At 44.0% G+C, this 16,663-nt stretch carries 17 protein-coding genes; 9 read left to right on the top strand and 8 right to left on the bottom strand.

All coding sequences use genetic code 11. The features are described 5' to 3' along the window. The first annotated feature begins 15 nt into the window (after positions 1-15). From J7384_RS03325 to J7384_RS03305, 5 genes are all read left to right on the top strand, one after another. Entirely contained in the window at positions 16-1,143 is a 1,128-nt protein-coding gene (locus tag J7384_RS03325) for a hypothetical protein (protein WP_209111457.1), read from the top strand. Positions 1,144-1,191: 48 nt separating this feature from the next. After that, the gene (gene ovoA, locus J7384_RS03320) at positions 1,192-3,363 is read left to right on the top strand and encodes a 5-histidylcysteine sulfoxide synthase (protein ID WP_209111456.1); all 2,172 of its coding nucleotides are present in this window, start codon (positions 1,192-1,194) and stop codon (positions 3,361-3,363) included. 34 nt (positions 3,364-3,397) lie between these two features. Beyond that, on the top strand, positions 3,398-4,660 hold the full coding sequence (locus J7384_RS03315; protein ID WP_209111455.1) for a pyridoxal phosphate-dependent aminotransferase: 1,263 nt from the start codon (positions 3,398-3,400) through the stop codon (positions 4,658-4,660). Between the two features lie 121 nt (positions 4,661-4,781). Next, positions 4,782-5,204: an HIT domain-containing protein gene (locus tag J7384_RS03310; RefSeq protein WP_209111454.1), complete on the top strand. Its 423-nt coding sequence runs from the start codon at positions 4,782-4,784 to the stop codon at positions 5,202-5,204. Beyond that, entirely contained in the window at positions 5,204-5,689 is a 486-nt protein-coding gene (locus tag J7384_RS03305) for a GNAT family N-acetyltransferase (protein WP_209111453.1), read from the top strand. Before J7384_RS03310 ends, J7384_RS03305 begins: the two co-directional genes overlap by 1 nt. 3 nt (positions 5,690-5,692) lie before the next feature. On the opposite strand, the gene J7384_RS03300 is transcribed toward J7384_RS03305, so the two are convergent. From J7384_RS03300 to J7384_RS03290, 3 genes are read right to left on the bottom strand one after another with little or no spacing between them, the layout of a single operon-like run. Next, positions 5,693-6,184, bottom strand: a complete 492-nt coding sequence (locus J7384_RS03300) for an HAD family hydrolase (protein ID WP_209111451.1) — start codon at positions 6,182-6,184, stop codon at positions 5,693-5,695. 5 nt (positions 6,185-6,189) lie between these two features. Beyond that, positions 6,190-6,600, bottom strand: coding sequence for a hypothetical protein (locus J7384_RS03295; protein WP_209111449.1), 411 nt, complete (start codon positions 6,598-6,600; stop codon positions 6,190-6,192). 28 nt (positions 6,601-6,628) lie between these two features. After that, positions 6,629-6,865, bottom strand: coding sequence for a hypothetical protein (locus J7384_RS03290; protein WP_209111448.1), 237 nt, complete (start codon positions 6,863-6,865; stop codon positions 6,629-6,631). Between the two features lie 260 nt (positions 6,866-7,125). Here J7384_RS03290 and J7384_RS03285 point away from each other — a divergent pair, with 260 nt between their 5' ends. The 3 genes from J7384_RS03285 (at position 7,126) to J7384_RS03275 (ending at position 11,739) form a co-directional block, all read left to right on the top strand. Continuing rightward, on the top strand, positions 7,126-7,731 hold the full coding sequence (locus tag J7384_RS03285) for an ANTAR domain-containing protein (protein ID WP_209111446.1): 606 nt from the start codon (positions 7,126-7,128) through the stop codon (positions 7,729-7,731). Continuing rightward, positions 7,731-8,837, top strand: a complete 1,107-nt coding sequence (locus J7384_RS03280) for a CmpA/NrtA family ABC transporter substrate-binding protein (protein ID WP_209111444.1) — start codon at positions 7,731-7,733, stop codon at positions 8,835-8,837. Before J7384_RS03285 ends, J7384_RS03280 begins: the two co-directional genes overlap by 1 nt. A 205-nt stretch (positions 8,838-9,042) precedes the next feature. Continuing rightward, the gene (locus J7384_RS03275; RefSeq protein WP_209111442.1) at positions 9,043-11,739 is read left to right on the top strand and encodes a nitrate reductase; all 2,697 of its coding nucleotides are present in this window, start codon (positions 9,043-9,045) and stop codon (positions 11,737-11,739) included. Positions 11,740-11,752: 13 nt separating this feature from the next. Here the strand turns inward: J7384_RS03275 and J7384_RS03270 are convergent, their stop codons facing one another. From J7384_RS03270 to J7384_RS03250, 5 genes are all read right to left on the bottom strand, one after another. Continuing rightward, a complete protein-coding gene (locus J7384_RS03270) occupies positions 11,753-12,622 on the bottom strand; it encodes a hypothetical protein (protein WP_209111440.1) in 870 nt (289 codons plus the stop codon). Between the two features lie 40 nt (positions 12,623-12,662). Next, positions 12,663-13,130, bottom strand: a complete 468-nt coding sequence (locus tag J7384_RS03265) for a CreA family protein (RefSeq protein ID WP_209111438.1) — start codon at positions 13,128-13,130, stop codon at positions 12,663-12,665. 30 nt (positions 13,131-13,160) lie between these two features. Then, positions 13,161-14,207 carry a prolyl oligopeptidase family serine peptidase gene (locus tag J7384_RS03260; protein WP_209111436.1) on the bottom strand — a complete coding sequence of 349 codons (1,047 nt, stop codon included), beginning with the start codon at positions 14,205-14,207 and terminating at the stop codon, positions 13,161-13,163. A gap of 43 nt (positions 14,208-14,250) precedes the next feature. Then, positions 14,251-14,649, bottom strand: a complete 399-nt coding sequence (locus J7384_RS03255; protein ID WP_209111435.1) for a cupin domain-containing protein — start codon at positions 14,647-14,649, stop codon at positions 14,251-14,253. A 92-nt stretch (positions 14,650-14,741) separates the two neighbouring features. Beyond that, the gene (locus J7384_RS03250) at positions 14,742-15,971 is read right to left on the bottom strand and encodes an NADH:flavin oxidoreductase/NADH oxidase family protein (protein WP_209111433.1); all 1,230 of its coding nucleotides are present in this window, start codon (positions 15,969-15,971) and stop codon (positions 14,742-14,744) included. Between the two features lie 156 nt (positions 15,972-16,127). On the opposite strand from J7384_RS03250, the gene J7384_RS03245 reads away from it, so the two are divergent. Beyond that, complete coding sequence (locus J7384_RS03245) at positions 16,128-16,550, top strand: MerR family transcriptional regulator (protein ID WP_209111431.1); 423 nt, start codon at positions 16,128-16,130, stop codon at positions 16,548-16,550. Positions 16,551-16,663 lie beyond the last annotated feature (113 nt).

Here is a 16,663-nt window from a genome sequence, read left to right as displayed (position 1 = left end):
TAAATAACACTCTCTATGCTTGAACTCTGGTCTAATACTATTTCTCAGCTTCAACGTTACATTGGCAACCTAGGCTATACACCGTTAGTGCATTTTGAACTCGAAGGGTGTTATCAAACCAAATCAGCTGACCTTAAACTCGATTATTCGAAAATCAATCGTCAACTCAAAGCACTGAATATTGATGGTGAACTGGTGAGTGAGTATTGGCAGCAGCAGTGGGAATACGTCTCTATTTTTGCTGGTCAAACACCTTTGAAAGAGGCACAAAACCTCGACTGTGCCATTCGTTATCTTCCAGAGTTACTGGCTCAGCAAGGAGTAGATAAAACCTTGATTAAGCCTGTAGTGTGGGCTGGCGATAAAGGTAAGTTAGCTTCTGGTAGTAAAAATATATTTACCAGCGACACCCGTGATGTTCACATTCCCAACGCCATTCAGCTAAATGTTAGCGTGCTTGATCAAGCGGGTAATAACCTCGTTGCCGATGCCAACTTTGGTGAGTGCTTACAACAGTGTTTTATCGACACCAGTTTGGCAAACTGCCTTTTGTATTTACCAGAGCAGGAAGCGTTTGAGCGGTTCGCATTGAAAACCCGATACGGTTTAGCCGATGAGCTTTGTTCTCCAAATGATATTTCTGGCGGTCACCAAGGCAGTGTCGCCTTGTATCGCGAGTTGGGCAAGCACAACCAAAAAATGGGTGAACAGGCCTTGCTGTACGATCATCAGCAAAATGTTTTAGTAGCTGAACATCACTGGCAAAAAACGGCGCGAGTGGAGCACAGACTAGGTGCCGCAAGTGAGGCCTATAACCCGTACCTCAATGTCATCTACGCGCTATTAAACTTAATTGATGCCCTGCACGTATACAGACAAAACGAAGGTCGACAAGACCCTGAAATAGATAACACAAAGAATTTAAATCAACAGCTTTTACCTAACTCCTTGTACGACGTCACTATATCGGGAGTCACCGAACTAGGAGCGATATCCTTGTTCGAGCAAAGCGATTGGTTTAGCGACAGTATTGATGCCATAGTGAAGCTTGATACACCTAGTCAGGTTGCCGGTAGTAGCTATGGGAAACAAATAAAACGAACCTTGTTGGCGCAGTATCAGGCTTCAATTATTGTTGCATGATAGCGCGAATGACAAAAATAATGACAAACAAATAGACTGACTATTCTTATGAACGATATCACGAAAAAACAGGCGAAAACGCCGTTACTCACCGGTGATTCAGTAGCCCAAAAGCGGGCAGAGCTAAAACAGTATTTTCATAACAGTTGGCAAACTTACGAAGCACTGTTTGCCCTTATTAACGACGACAGTGCGTTTTATCTGCGACCAGAACCTTTGCGCCATCCACTGATTTTTTATTATGGTCACACGGCGACGTTTTATATCAATAAGCTAATGCTGGGCAAATATATTTCAAGTCGCGTTAATGACAAGCTTGAAGCTATTTGCGCGGTGGGTGTTGATGAAATGAGCTGGGACGACCTAAACAGCGAGCATTACGATTGGCCAACAGTTGATGAAGTGCGCGAATATCGCAAGCAAGTCGCTGTTTTGGTTGATAACTTGATCGACACCATGGAGCTGAGCTTACCAATCACGCAAGATTCATTGGCTTGGGTGATTTTAATGGGCAGCGAACACGAGCGTATTCACCTTGAAACCTCGTCGGTGATTATGCGAATGCTACCGCTCAAGTACCTCGATCAACCGTCTGAGCAGCAAGAGTCAAATTGGCAAAGCTGTCCGTTTGTTGGTGAAGCCCCCATCAATGATTTAGTCGCGATTAGTGGTCAAACTATGGCATTGGGTAAGCCAGCAAGCGCACAAACTTATGGTTGGGACAACGAGTACGGTCAGTTAACAGTGCAAGTTGATGATTTTCAAGCAGCTAAGTATTTAGTATCAAACCAAGAGTTTCTCGCCTTTGTTGAAGACGGTGGTTATCAAGAAGCAAAATGGTGGACCGAAGAAGGCCAGCATTGGTTGGCGTTCAAGCAAGGTAAGTGTCGCGGTGATGAGCAGCAAGAGCCGTTACCGCGCTTTTGGTCAAAACGAGCTGATCAATACTTTCAACGAAATTTGTTGGCAGAAATTCCACTACCTCTGAATTGGCCTGCGGAGGTCAACTACCTTGAGGCGAAAGCGTTCTGTAACTGGAAAAGCGCTCAAACCGGCCAGTTTATTCGACTGCCGACTGAAGCCGAATGGTACTGCTTACGAGAGCAACAGCCGGCAGATTTTACTGATTGGCAAGAAGCGCCTGGTAACATCAACTTAGAGTTCTTCGCATCGTCATGTCCTGTCGACCGCTTTGCAACGAAAACTGAGCAAGGAGATGTCTTTGATGTTATCGGTAACGTTTGGCAGTGGACAGAATCTGCCATCGACGGTTTCGACGGTTTCAAAGTTCACCCCTTATATGATGACTTTTCAACGCCAACCTTTGACGGTAAACACAACCTAATCAAAGGTGGCTCTTGGATCTCTACCGGCAATGAAGCGATAAAACATTCGCGCTACGCGTTTCGCCGTCACTTTTTCCAACATGCTGGTTTTAGATATATCGCCTCGCAAAATGCCGATGTGCCAGTAACACCTGTCAATCAATTTGAAACTAACCCTGAGATAGCCGCGTTGCTAGAAAGCCACTACGGTGACAATTATTTGGGGGTTGATAACTTTGCCGTGCAAGTCTCTGAGAAAGTATTGAGTATTACCAAGCAACTTGGCATTGGCACCAGCAAACTGCTCGATTTAGGTTGTGGCACCGGCCGCAGCAGTTTTGAGTTGTCACCGTATTTTGACCATGTTGACGGCGTTGATTTTTCTGCCGGTATTATTCAACACCCAGTGCAGTTGCAACAAGCGGGTATTGTGCGCTACGCAATTGAAAATGAAGGTGAAATTGTCGACTTTAAAGAAGTCAGCCTGGCTGAGCTGAAGCTACCTGAGGGTAAGAACATCTTGTTTAGCCAAGGTGATACTAGCAACTTAAAGCAAATCTTCGCTGGTTATGATGTTGTCGTTGCGCAGCAAGTACTGGAGCAGAGTTATCACGGCAAGCGTTTCTTGCAGTCGGTACATGAGCGCCTCAACCAACAAGGCTTATTAATAGTGATATCAAATTACGATTTTAGTGCTATTGACGCTGATAAGCGACTTGGCGGTATTAAAGTTAATGGGGAAAATGTCACGGGCTTTGAGGGCGTTCGCCAGCAATTGAGTGAACACTTTGATTTAGTCGAAACCAGTCAATTGACCCGTGTACTGAAATTTGCTGATAGAAAATTCTCAGTAACCCAGCCAGAACTTTCAGTGTGGCGCAAAAAGCCTAACTAGGCCGACGGTAGTTGTTAACAGCAAGGATTCAATATTGAAATTAACGCTTCCAGCACACATTGGCTTTGGTCAGCGGCTAAATGATATTTTAGCCGCTGACCATGGTCAGCAATCTAAGTGTGGTTATCAGCCTAAGCGCAGATTTAACTTGAGCCAGTCAGGCGCTAAAACATTAAGCTATCAGCAGCTTATGGAGATGGCGAACTGTTCACAAAAGCAGCGCATTAATCAACTTGAACTCGGTTATGCATCAATTCAAGGGGATATTGCGTTAAGAACCGCTATTGCCCAATTCCACACCGAACTCAATAATTCGTATTATGATGCTGAAATAGATGTAGCAAACATCAATTCTCAAAGTGGTGATAATCAAATTAACCCTGATCAGGTCATCACCTTTGCTGGCGCTCAAGAAGGTCTGCAGGCGCTTTATCAGCATGTACTCACGCCAGAAGATGAAGTGATTACCTTAACGCCAAGTTATCCTTCGTTGGTGGCGATGGCAAGTCAACTCGGTGCAACAGTCAAAAGCTATCCACTGAGTTTCGGCAACGCTTGGCAGCTCGATTTAACTGAGTTTGCTAAACTGTTTTCGGCGCGTACCAAACTTGTGGTGATCAACAGCCCTCATAATCCAACTGGTGCTGCCTTGTCACAAGCTCAAGTCGCGCAGATTCTCGAACTCGCCGCTGCGCATAATAGTTACTTACTGATGGATGATGTCAGCCAAGCCAGTAATTATCGCGAGCAAGCGCTTGGTCATCAGATACTTAACTATGAAAAAGGTGTCGTTGTTTCGGTGATGTCAAAAAGCCTAGGTCTTGGTGGTTTGCGCATTGGCTGGTTAGTAACCAAAAACTCAGCGCTCCATCAAGGGTTACTGGCACAAAAGTGCTACAGTTCAATTTGCACTTCAATAGTTGATGAACAATTAGCGCTAGTCGCCTTGAGCAACTGGCAGCAGCTAGTACGTCAGAATAATCAAATCATTGCAGACAATATTGCCGCATTTCAGCAGTTGGTTAATGAGTTTCCAGGTTTGCTTAGTTGGCATCAGCCACAAGCGGGCATCATGACGTTAGTTAAAGTCGCTGATCACATTGTCGAACCCTTCGAAGATGGGCAAAGCAGCGCGATGGAAAACTGGGCAATTGACTGTGCGCTAAAGTCGGGGGTTACTGTATTGCCCAGTGGGTTATTTGGCCTATCAGGATATTATTTCAGGCTGGGCTTAGGGCAAACTGATTTTAATGATGCATTAGTACCATTTCGAGATCATTTATCAACTTTCGATTGATTAATTGTGCTAGTGAATGGCGCTAAAGGTTAAAAGTAGCTGACAAATGCCCTAATAATGATTAGATTCTAAGCCTCTACTTCTCAAGTGCTTTATTGAGCGAATTAATAGGAATATGTCGATGACTAGCGTTTACGATCAAGATAACGTTTTTGCCAAAATTTTACGTGATGAACTACCAAGTATTAAAATTTATGAAGATGAGCACAGCTTAGCCTTTATGGACGTAATGCCTCAGCGCGATGGTCACGTCCTCGTGATTCCAAAAGAACCAGCGATGACAATTTACGACCTTTCAGAGCAAGCGGCACTCGCGTGTATGAAAACAGTACAAAAAGTTGGTACTGCAGTGCAAAAGGCAATGGCAGTCAATGGCAGTAGTGTTTTTCAGTTTAATGGCAAAGAAGGTGGCCAAACGGTACCACATTTCCATTTTCATATTTTACCGGGCTCACTGTCGGGCTTGCGACAGCATGCCGCTGAGTTTGCCGACCAACAACATTTAGCCGAAATTGCTGAAAAAATTATTAGCTGCTTAGATTAATGAATATTCGATTAGCAACTGATGATGATTGGTCAGCAATTTGGCCTATTTTTCGCGATATTGCTCGCTTGGGGGAAACGTATGCGTATCCGAGAGATATTGAACAAGAGCAAGCAAAGAAGCTGTGGTTGGTAATGCCTAGGCAAACCTATGTAGTTGAATGTGAGGGCGAGGTCGTTGCCAGTTATTACATTAAAACCAACCAAGCTGGCCCTGGTAGTCATGTTTGTAATTGTGGCTATATGGTCTCTGAAAGTGCTAGAGGTAAAGGTTTGGCAACACTTATGTGTCAGCATTCACAAGATATAGCGCTTGAGTTGGGCTATCAAGCTATGCAATTTAATTTCGTCGCCAGCTCTAACACTGGTGCGGTCAAGTTATGGCAAAAATTAGGTTTTAATACCGTTGGGCAGTTACCAAAGGCATTTAATCACCCCAATTTAGGCTATGTTGATGCACTAGTAATGTATAAGTGGTTGCTGTAAGCGCTAAGTAGTATCAGTTAGTAGTGCTTTTAGTGATGGAATCGTTTTGATACGGTTGTTTTTTTCACTTATTTTAGTGGCGCTATCGCCTTGTAACCAAGTAGCGTTGAGTCCAGCGGCGATAGCGGGCGCGATATCTTTATCATAGCTATCGCCAATCATGGTAACCGTCTTGGCTAATTCAGCGGGTATTTTTAGTTTCGTTAGTATCGCTTGATAAAAAGCCGGACTTGATTTGTTTAGTCCGAGATTTGCGTGACAAAAATAACCGCTGATAAACTGGCTTAACCCGACGCGAGCAAAAGCTTGCTCTATTTCTTGTGCAGAAGAATCGGCAGCGTTAGTGGCGATGTAAATAGCGTGTTGTTGGCTCAGCTTTTCCAGCACTTGATATGCGCCATCAACCGTTTTCACTTGTCGCCAATTACACATTTTTCCTTGCTGCCCCGGTAAATCCTGCATTAGGGTATCTCCCCAATCAAATAAATAGATCATTCGGATTAATACCCTTGTTCCAGTTGTCTCTGATTATCTAACCAATTGCTATCTATCGTTAGTTTTTGAGTTATTTTGTCTGTAGAAGTTAATAGCCGCCAGAAAGGTGTGATCTCAGAGACTGACTGTTCGCCTTGCTCTAGTTCGTCGATAGCTGCCTGTGCCGCAATGCGAATAAATATTGCCGTTGAAACAGGACAACTTGCATCACACAGGTGATCAGCGGCCATTTTATTACGCAGCTCGACAATGGTGGTACTCTCGCCGTAGGGAATTTGTTTTATGTAGTGATTTACTAGTTGCGGTGTCGCAACGAAGAGTTTTTGTCCCTTTTTTACACCAGCGAAATCTTTATCTAAAACGACTTGTTTTGTCTTCTTATTAGTATGGAGTTGCTGTTTCGCTGATTTCGCCATTATTTTTGCTCACTATTGTTGTGAAGGTTTAGTCGCCGCCACCGCCATCACTGCTACTACCACTGTCATTACTATTATCAATATGGGTAAACCAAGCTGTTGAACCATTTTTTCCGTGTTTAACTTTAGCTACGCACGAAAGTAATATCACAATGCCAACTGCAATCGCTAACCAACCAATAAAATTTGCGCTAGTTTGTTGATAAAGCTCTTGGTAACCATAGGCAATTGCAATAACTGCGGCTAGTAATTTGACGACTATCATAGCTGTTGTCCCTAATCATGGTTAAACAATTAACAATACTAGCCTAGCCAATTTGCACAGCTTTGGCGAGCCTGATAAGTGAAATCCCTATTTTGGTGCATTAATACCAGTTTAAGTGTTGATGTTTATTTTAAAAAATAAGCTTAGTTTAATTTTTTCAATTAGTTATGTGTTTTTGTTGCCACGTTGTCGGTTGGTATAAAAGTTGTTTTGTTATTGGTTATCAATAATTGAATGGTGAAGTTGTTTAGGTATTCGCTTTGACCAAAAAACAAGAACAGTTAACCGTGTTGGTGATTGACGATGATATGGCACGCGCCCAGTCTTTTCAGTCAGCGTTGGCAGATACACCGTATCAGGTAATTCACTTGGCTCACACCAGTATGTCGCTACTCAAAGAGGTAGAGCGTCATCAGCCTGATATTATTTTAATTGATATCGAGTCACCCAATCGCGACACCATTGAGAGTTTGGCGACAATTTCGGCATACAACCCCAAGCCCGTAGTGATGTTTTCTGACAATCAAATGCCGGATATGGTCAATGACTCAATTAAGGCTGGTGTAAGCGCTTACATTACAAGTGACACCAGACCAGATAAAGCCAAGTTTATTCTCGATGTCGCGGTCGCGCGATTCAATGAGTTTCAAAAATTGCGCGATGAACTCGACCAAGCCAAGCGCAAACTGGCCTCTCGCAAGTGGGTCGACCAAGCCAAGGCTATTCTGATTGAGCAGCAGGGCATGAGTGAGCAACAAGCCTATAACGCGATTAGAAAAATGGCGATGAACAATGGCCAAAAAATGGAAGACGTTGCCAAAAATATGGTTGATATGATGCAGTTAATGGCCGGAGGTAAGCAGTAATGACCAGTAATACAGCCAAGGCGTTAGAAAAAACGCAGTTAACTTTGGGCATTATTGCATTGACCGATAGCGCACCGCTAGTTATCGCCAAGCATTTAGGATTATTCCAACACTGGGGGTTAACGGTTGATTTAGCACTGCAACACTCATGGTCAACCTTACGCGATAAACTACAAGCAGGTTTGCTTGATGGCGCTCAAATGTTAGCGCCAATACCACTGGCTAGCTGTACTGGGGCGAATAGTGGTAATGCGTTAATTACCGCGTTTAACTTGAGTATGAACGGCAACGGCATCACGCTCTCAAAAGCGCTTTATCGAGAAGTGTGCCAAGTTAGTGATGAATTTGAACAACAAACGCCGAAACTGCCGTTAACCGCGAGCTATTTAAAGTTAGCGATTGCTAAGCGCAAACAACAGGGCTTGGCAAAGTTAACCTTTGCCGTTGTCCATCCGTATTCTTGTCATTTTTACCAACTTAGAGATTGGTTAAAAAGCGCCGATATCGATATTGATAGCGACATTGACGTCATGGTGATTGCACCTGTCGATATGAACGCTGCCCTTGAAAGTGGCGATATCGACGGTTTTTGTGTTGGCAACCCGTGGAATGCTAAAGCGGTTCGAGCGGATATCGGTGTTACTGTGATCACGTCATGCGATATATGGTCGCAAGCGCCTGAAAAAGTGCTCGCTGTTTCCGAGCGCTGGCAGCAGCAAAACCCAAACACTTTTTTGGCCTTGCTGGCGGCAGTTCAGCAAGCTTGCCAGTGGTTGGCTGAGCCGATTAACCGCTTTGAAGCGGCGGTTATCTTGAGTTCATCTGAGTATTTAAACGAAGAGTTAAGCGTGGTCGCTCCATCCTTACTCGACAGTTGTTTAACTGAACGTGGCGAACCGCCGAGAAAAGTCGTCGCTTACAATCGCTTTATCAGCCAAGAAGCGAATAAGCCAACCTTAACTCAGGGCTATCAATTGTTAGAAAAAATGGCGACAGCGGGGCAATTAAATGGTGAGTTAAGTCAAAGTCAGCAACACCAAATTGTCAAACAAGTGTATCGTCCTGATTTGTATATCGCGATGCAAAGGTTATTGGCAGTAAGTTAAACAAACTAACCGCGATCGAGCTGCAAAGACGCAGTTAGCTGGTTAATCGGAAAAACGAAAAATTTAAAATGTTAATTGCAAAGGCGCAGTGCGAGGTTTCGCATGCGCCTTTTTGCTTTTAGGGCCAATCATATTAGGTGATGTCATTGTGGTAGTAACATCATCACTAGTGGTTAGGCTCAAAGGTTTACGTGAGGAGAACGAGATGTCAGAGGTTAATTTAGTACAAACTAGCTGCCCATATTGTGGTGTCGGTTGTGGCCTCGATGTCACTAAAGCGGGCAATATGCCAGTGAGCTTACAAGGCAGTAGCGACCATCCGGCAAACTATGGGCGCTTGTGCATTAAAGGCACTAATTTGCTCGAAACCATCGACCGCGAAGGCCGTTTGCTGGCGCCAGAAGTCAATGGCCAAACCGTTACTTGGCCACAGGCGACCGATTATGTTGCCGAACAATTTAACAAAATTATTGCCGAACACGGGCCTGACGCCGTCGCCTTTTACGTGTCGGGGCAGATTCTGACCGAAGACTATTATGTCGCCAATAAACTGATCAAAGGCTTTATTGGCAGTGCCAATATCGACACTAATTCTAGGCTGTGTATGTCGTCTGCTGTTGCCGGTTACAAACGCGCTTTTGGTTCTGATACCGTCCCTTGTAATTATCAAGATTTAGAGTGTTGCGACTTATTAGTGTTAATTGGCTCTAATGCTGCATGGACCCACCCTGTGCTGTTTCAACGTATTGAACGAGCGAAAAAAATTAACCCAGAGCTTAAAATTGTTGTCGTAGATCCACGTCGCACCGCTAGTTGTGAGATTGCCGATTTACACCTGCCATTGAAAGCTGATACCGATGTCGCGCTGTTTAATGGTTTACTCAATTATTTAATCGAGCACGGCGCAATAGACCAAGACTATATTGATGATCATTGTCAAAACTGGTCTGAAACTAAAGCAAATGTCAGTCGCTGCTCACTGGCGGCAACTGCCGAGTACTGTGACCTTGATCTAGGTTTGCTTGAACAGTTTTATCATTTGTTTACCCATACGAATAAAACAATTAGTTTTTATTCGATGGGGGTCAATCAATCCGAGCAGGGCACCGATAAGTGTAACGCGATTATCAACTGTCATTTGGCGACTGGCCGTATCGGTAAACCGGGCGCCGCACCATTTTCAATTACCGGCCAACCGAATGCAATGGGCGGTCGTGAAGTTGGCGGCTTAGCCAATATGTTAGCCGCTCACATGGACATTGATAACGCTGAACACAAGGCTTGGCTGCAAACCTTTTGGCAGTCGCCAACCATGGCGCAACAAGCCGGTACTAAGGCGATCGATATGTTTGATCAAATTGCCGAAGGCAAAATAAAAGCGGTTTGGATCATGGCCACTAACCCTATGGTCAGCGTGCCCAATCGCGCTAAAGTGTCGGAAGCACTGAGCAACTGCCCATTAGTAGTAGTATCTGATTGCATGGCCAGTACCGATACTATGGCTTACGCCAATGTTAAGCTGCCCGCGACAACTTGGGGCGAAAAAAATGGCACAGTCACCAACGCCGAGCGCCGTATTTCACGCCAACGCGGCTTAATGCAAGCGCCGGGACAAGCCCGTAACGACTGGCAAATCATCAGCGAAGTCGGCCAAAAAATGGGTTTTAGCCAAGCCTTTGACTATCGCGATGTCAGTGAGATATTTAAGGAGCACGCTGAGCTTTCCGCATATAACAACGGCGTTAATGGTTACCCTGTGCGAGATTTTGATATTTCAGGGCTTGCGGAGTTAAGCCAAAAGCAGTACGACAATTTACGACCGATTCAATGGCCGGTAAATAGCCAATATCCCGAAGGCTGTAGTCGTTTGTTTAGCGACGGAAAATTCTATACACCATCGGGCAAAGCCAATTTTGTTTCAGTATCAGCTAAACAGCGCAGCTCAATCACTTGTCGAGAATTTCCCTATGTTTTAAATAGCGGACGACTGCGAGACCATTGGCACACCATGAGCCGCACTGGTAAATCGCCGACTTTGGCCAAACACACTAAGGAGCCGTTTGTTGATATTCATCCATTAGATGCCAAGTCGCTCAGTTTAGAAACAGGTGATTTCGTCGAGTTGAGCGCTGCACATGGTGAGTTATTACTGCCAGTAAAACTGACTGAGGCTCAGCGACGCGGGGAATTATTTGCACCGCTGCATTGGAATCAGCAAACCGCGTCTGCTGCTCATATCAGTGCTTGTTACGGTTCATGGCACGATCCCGTTTCGGGTCAACCGGCGTTAAAATCTGGCGCAGTCCAGCTCAAACCAATTACTGATATTAACCGTTATTTTTACGGTGTTAGCCGTAGTCCACTCGATTTATCCACCGATTATTGGGTGAAAAGCCGATTGGCAGAAGGTTATGAATACTTTGCCGCGCAGCAAGGCCAAACGGCGCAACAGTTAGATACGTTGGCGTGGTCGAAAGCGCTGAACGCTGAAGATGAGAGTTTTCAATGGTTTAGTTTCGCCACTAGTTTTACTGGCGTTACTTGTCTGGTTGCCTTAAAAGAGCAAAGATTAATGTATGCGGGCTTTAGCAGCCGCCAGCGATTATCACTCAACAGTGATTGGCTGAATGATTTACTGGCGCTAGATGCACTGACCGCAGAGCAACTGCAGCAGATCTTTAATCGTGAAATTGCCAGTGAGTACCTCAATGGCCGGACGATTTGCTCGTGTTTTAAAGTGGGTGAAAAGCAGATTATCAATGCTATTACCGAGCACGGTGACAAGAGCGTTGAGCAGTTAGGCCAGCGTTTAAAATGCGGCACTAACTGCGGCTCGTGTAAATCAGAACTGTCGAGTTTAATCAGCCAGTATCAGATACCGATTAAGCAAGTGACTAATTAGTTATACTTTGTGCTTAGTGCAGTGACGAAATCGTATATTGCTTTAACTCTAAGGCGATATTTGGTTTTTTTGACACGAGTGTTGCTACTATCTCCGATAGTATTTTGTCGTGATCATTTACACAGCTATAGACAGCAGGAAGAACATTTTGATATTTGGTTAATAAAACTAAATAAGGAAACAGTTTTTTGAGCCAATGTTCAACAATATGTGATGAACCACCTTCTAGAGCATAGTGCTTGATCAAAAATTGCAGTTCTTCTACTTTACCTGAGATTCTGAAAAGCGCTTGTTCTGATTCCTCCGTTGGAGCTACTATAGTCACTGCTTTCACGTACCTGTAGTTACGTGATTTTATATCTCTAACTACTGATTCTAGTCTTGTGTGTGTCACTACTTCATTCGTCTCGACGGTAACGCGTATATTCGCTTGAAAAGTAGTTAATGTTTCTAAATCTGAAGCTGTAATAGAGAATATATTTTCTATTGCTGTACGTTCAAGTTGTTGCTGTTGAATAGTCGCTTGTTTTTCAAGTGATATTGCGCTTAGCTCGGTAGCTTTACGGCTTTGCTCCAATTCTTTTTGAGTCATCTTTAATGTATTGTTTGTCGCAGAAAGCTCTTTTCTCTGGATGTCTATACTCCAAAATAGCATCGCTATAACAATAAATTGTAAAAGTGGGTTCATTATGCCACCGACGAAATCACCAAATGAACCAAATTGTTCAAGAGTGCCTAAGCTATGAATAGGTAGAGGTACACCAAATTTTATAACGTAAACAGTTAAGGCAAGCCCTATTAAAAAGCCGACAGTTAGTAATACTCCCCAAACTAACTTATTAAATTGAAACCATTGGTGCTTGTTTTCTATATCTTTATCCATTTTCTATTTTGTTACTCCATATGTTTTAAATCGTGATGAGCTAGTTAGTTTTTGGCGCAGCTTGATAAGCGCTAGTACCCCATAGCGGCACGGTTGATAAACTGTGCTTAAAACTACCCGACGTCTCCTTGGTGGAATACGACAAATACATCAAGGTTTGGCTGTCGGCATCAAAAATACGGCGAATTTTCATATTTTTAAAGAAGATACTTTTCGACTTCTTAAATACCACTTCGCCAGAGTCGCTTTTGTCTATTTGGGCAATCATCGCGGCGGTTATCTCACCTGTTTGGCGACAAGCGATCGAGCTATCGCTTGGGTCTGAAAATGACAAATCGGCTTCAACGGAGGCAACATGACAAGTCACGCCGGTGACAATTGGGTCAACCATGGCATTGAGCTTGATGTCATTGGTGGTAAAAACACCTAGTGAAACATCGCCCACTTCATCGTCAGAACAGGCAGTTAACGCCAATGCCATTAAACCAACAGACAGTAATTTTTTCATTGTAATCTCCGCGCTAGTGATCGAGGTGAGTTATAAGTATTGGTTAAACCAGTTTACAAGCTCTTGTTGTACTTGTGACTTATTTTTTGTCAAATAGTGATTATCGTCGGGGTAGCGAATAAATTTATAAGGGTGCTGGGCGGCTTCTAATGCTGACACTAAACGCTCAGACTCGACAATATTGACTCTTTTGTCTTGATCGCCATGCATAATAAGAATCGGCAACTCAGCGGGTAACTGGTCGAGCCATTGAATAACCGAGCGCTTGTTCAGTTCCGGTATTTTGTTGGCCTCATAGTCGGGTATACGCTTGCGGTAGACCATTTCCATTTGTGGTCGAGTTTTTAGCCGTGCCAACAGATCTGAGACGCCAGCAATTGTCGCTAGTGCTTTGACTTGGCTTGCTTGTTTGGTGCCTTTTAATGCTAAGTAGCTTTGCATCACTCCGCGGCTGGCGCCAAACATCCCGATTCGATTTTGGTCGGCGTGTTCAATGGTTGGAATAATGTCAAACAAGGCCAAAATATCGTTGACATCATCGCCGCCAAACTGGTCTTGTACTTTTGATTTTTGCATGAAAGTGCCGCGATATTGGCTACCGATAATGATGTAGCCCTTATCTGCCAGCGGGAACAGTTTGTTGAACATAGTACTGAATTTAACCGCGCCAAAGTTGCCATTGCCGCCGCGATTGAAAATGATCACCGGAAGCTTAGTATTGCTGTTGTTTTGGTACTGCTTGGGGCTAATTAAAAAGCCTTTAACTGGGTGCCCATCGACGCTATAGATAAAATTACTGCATTGGATGTTTTTGCGATAACGTTGGAAGTCTTCAATCGTGTTACTTTGCTTAAACCGAGCCATCACTTTATCGACTTTATTTTTATCTTTGAGCTTTTTGAGATTCTTTTGCTCGATAAAGTTGAGCCAGCTTTGGTATTCGCTAAAAAAACCGCCAAAGCAATTTACTGAGCGCAGTATTTTACCTTGTTCTAGCGACTTAAAAGGTTCGGCGTTGCCCATTACGCTGTTTAGCGTAAGTGTAGAGATAAACAGTAGCTTGAATATGGTGCGCATATTAATCCTTTAATTGACGATATTACCCTTGGTTAGAAAATCATTATATCCAGTCTTGATCTTCGGTGGCAACGGTGATCTCGCTATCAAGATCACCAGTGTGAGCGGTTGATTTAGGCTCAAACATTAACACGTGCGCTTCGCTGTCTGCCTGCGGTTTGTGCTCAATACCTTTAGGCACGATTAAGCACTCACCTTGTTTTAGAGTAACTGCTTTTTCAATAAGCTGGCCACTAGTTGGGCAGGGCTCTTTGAGGGCGATAGTGATTTCGCCAGCGACCACTTGAAAGTATTCGTCTTCAAACTCGTGACTGTGCCAAATCATTTCACCTTTGAATTTGGCTAATTTAACGTATTGGCCGTTGAGCTCACCAATTATTTTCGGCTGCCAATAGCCGTCAATTAGCGCAAATTTTTCTTTTAAACGAATGGCTTGGCTCATCAATAGCTCATTATTTCAGTGTCTTTGCCAATCACTATGACACAAACCTTGATGAGGTCATAGTGACGGCAAATAATTTTTTAGTAGGACAATTAGAGTTTTAGCTGGTTGCGGTAGCGTTTAGTCAACTTAGTTTGGCGGACTTGATCAATCAACATCGTTAAATAGGGATTAAGCGCAGGTTTAGCACTTTTACCTGCGCCAAGTCGGCGCAACTGACGTTTAACTATTGCCATAATCGCTAAGCCGCGGAAGGTTTTGTGTTGCCAGTCTATTTCAGGGACTGGGCCAACAAACTCAGGACGCTGTTGCCAAACATTGACTAAGTTTGGAGTGAATGACAAGGCACCGCCAATGCCAACCATATCAATGCCGCTGTCAATAACCTTATTGGCGACAGGCAAGCGACGAATACCGCCGGTGGTCATAATCGGCACCGGTGAGTTTTTGGCAATTTGTGCTGAAAAATCGAGGAAGTAGGCTTCTCTTGATAAAGTACTATCGTCGGCAGTGCGGCCTTGCAGTGCTGGTGACTCATAACTACCACCAGAAAGCTCAACCATATCGAGTTGGTATTTCGCTAACATGTTGACTACTTGAGCGGCGTCTTTGGCATCAAAACCGCCGCGTTGAAAGTCAGCTGAGTTCAGTTTGACCGCTAAATCGAACTGTTGACCACATTTTTCCCGAATTTTTTCGACGATGGTGAGCAGCAAGCGCGCGCGATTTTCCAATGAGCCACCCCATTTATCGGTGCGCTTATTGGTTAACGGCGACAGAAACTGCGACAGTAAATAACCGTGGGCCGCGTGTACTTCTACGCCGTCAAAGCCCGCTTGTTGCGCTAGCGTCGCGGTCGTGACAAAGCGCTCGATAACATCGTCAATTTCTGCTTCAGACATGGCTTTGGGCTGGCCAAACATACCGGAAAGTTTACCCATGTTCATATTCACGGCTGACGGCGCCAATACCTTGCCACCCATATTTTTATAAACTTGGCGGCCGGGATGATTAATCTGCATCCAAACCTTAGTATCATTGGCCTGAGCGGTTTTCGCCCACTGTTTGAATAGGGTTAAGTCGGTATCGCGCTCAAGGGCAATACCGCCGGGACCTGTCATGGCAAAACGGTCCACCATGACGTTACCGGTAATCAACAAACCAACACCGCCATCGGCCCACTGCTTGTATAAATTAAACAGTGCTTGATTAGGTAGACGCTCGGCACTGCCCATATTTTCTTCCATCGCAGCTTTGGCAACGCGATTTTTTATTTGATTACCATTGGGCAAGGTAAAAGGGCTAAAGACATTGTTGGTCATGTTCACTCCGGTGATTACATTATCAGTAGACAGTCGTTAAATGTCACCGTAACATTAAAGTCAACTTTAAGGTCAAGCGGTTTACTCTCACTTTGTTGAAACAAGAATTACTGAGACAACTGTTAGCCAAAAAAGATGAAAGTAAGGTGAAGTAAGATGAAAATTGGTCAACTATCAGCACTCAGTGGTGTGCCCAATGCCACTATTCGATTTTACGAGCAAAAAGGTATCTTGCCGCCTTCACGCCGATTGGCCAGTGGCTATCGCGACTATAATCAAGATGCGCTGAAATCGCTGCAAATCATTAAATTCGCCCAAGGCTTGGGTTTTTCTCTCGATGAAATTGTCTGGCTTCAATCGTCAGAAACCAAGCTAGATCATCACGCCGCTTTAAATGCCTTAGCTAAAAAGTCGCAAGACATTGATGAAATGATTGTCAGCCTTCAGGAAAAAAAACGCAGTATTGAATTATTGACCGAGCAGCTTGAACAGCGTTGGTCGAAAGGTGAATGCTTACCTGATGAAGAGCTGGTCAAGATTGTTGATAGCAGTAAGAGCGCTGTCGCGAAAATTCAGTAAAAATGTGGTAATAAATCGTTGGAGTTACCGCTAGTTTCGGTAACTCCAAACTGCTTTAAGCTCATACTAGAACTTATGTTAGAGCTTATATTAGAACTTATATTAGAACTTTT

The sequence above is a fragment of the Endozoicomonas sp. G2_1 genome (assembly GCF_017744155.1).
GTDB lineage: Bacteria > Pseudomonadota > Gammaproteobacteria > Enterobacterales > Alteromonadaceae > JAGHQT01.
This window is presented reverse-complemented; position numbering and strand designations above follow the sequence as displayed.

Coding starts and splice junctions, on each gene's coding strand:
- J7384_RS03325 (WP_209111457.1), top strand. CDS start 16: ATGCTTGAACTCTGGTCTAATACTATTTCTCAGCTTCAACGTTACATT.
- ovoA (WP_209111456.1), top strand. CDS start 1,192: ATGAACGATATCACGAAAAAACAGGCGAAAACGCCGTTACTCACCGGT.
- J7384_RS03310 (WP_209111454.1), top strand. CDS start 4,782: ATGACTAGCGTTTACGATCAAGATAACGTTTTTGCCAAAATTTTACGT.
- J7384_RS03305 (WP_209111453.1), top strand. CDS start 5,204: ATGAATATTCGATTAGCAACTGATGATGATTGGTCAGCAATTTGGCCT.
- J7384_RS03300 (WP_209111451.1), bottom strand. CDS start 6,184: ATGATCTATTTATTTGATTGGGGAGATACCCTAATGCAGGATTTACCG.
- J7384_RS03295 (WP_209111449.1), bottom strand. CDS start 6,600: ATGGCGAAATCAGCGAAACAGCAACTCCATACTAATAAGAAGACAAAA.
- J7384_RS03290 (WP_209111448.1), bottom strand. CDS start 6,865: ATGATAGTCGTCAAATTACTAGCCGCAGTTATTGCAATTGCCTATGGT.
- J7384_RS03280 (WP_209111444.1), top strand. CDS start 7,731: ATGACCAGTAATACAGCCAAGGCGTTAGAAAAAACGCAGTTAACTTTG.
- J7384_RS03275 (WP_209111442.1), top strand. CDS start 9,043: ATGTCAGAGGTTAATTTAGTACAAACTAGCTGCCCATATTGTGGTGTC.
- J7384_RS03270 (WP_209111440.1), bottom strand. CDS start 12,622: ATGGATAAAGATATAGAAAACAAGCACCAATGGTTTCAATTTAATAAG.
- J7384_RS03265 (WP_209111438.1), bottom strand. CDS start 13,130: ATGAAAAAATTACTGTCTGTTGGTTTAATGGCATTGGCGTTAACTGCC.
- J7384_RS03260 (WP_209111436.1), bottom strand. CDS start 14,207: ATGCGCACCATATTCAAGCTACTGTTTATCTCTACACTTACGCTAAAC.
- J7384_RS03255 (WP_209111435.1), bottom strand. CDS start 14,649: ATGAGCCAAGCCATTCGTTTAAAAGAAAAATTTGCGCTAATTGACGGC.
- J7384_RS03250 (WP_209111433.1), bottom strand. CDS start 15,971: ATGACCAACAATGTCTTTAGCCCTTTTACCTTGCCCAATGGTAATCAA.
- J7384_RS03245 (WP_209111431.1), top strand. CDS start 16,128: ATGAAAATTGGTCAACTATCAGCACTCAGTGGTGTGCCCAATGCCACT.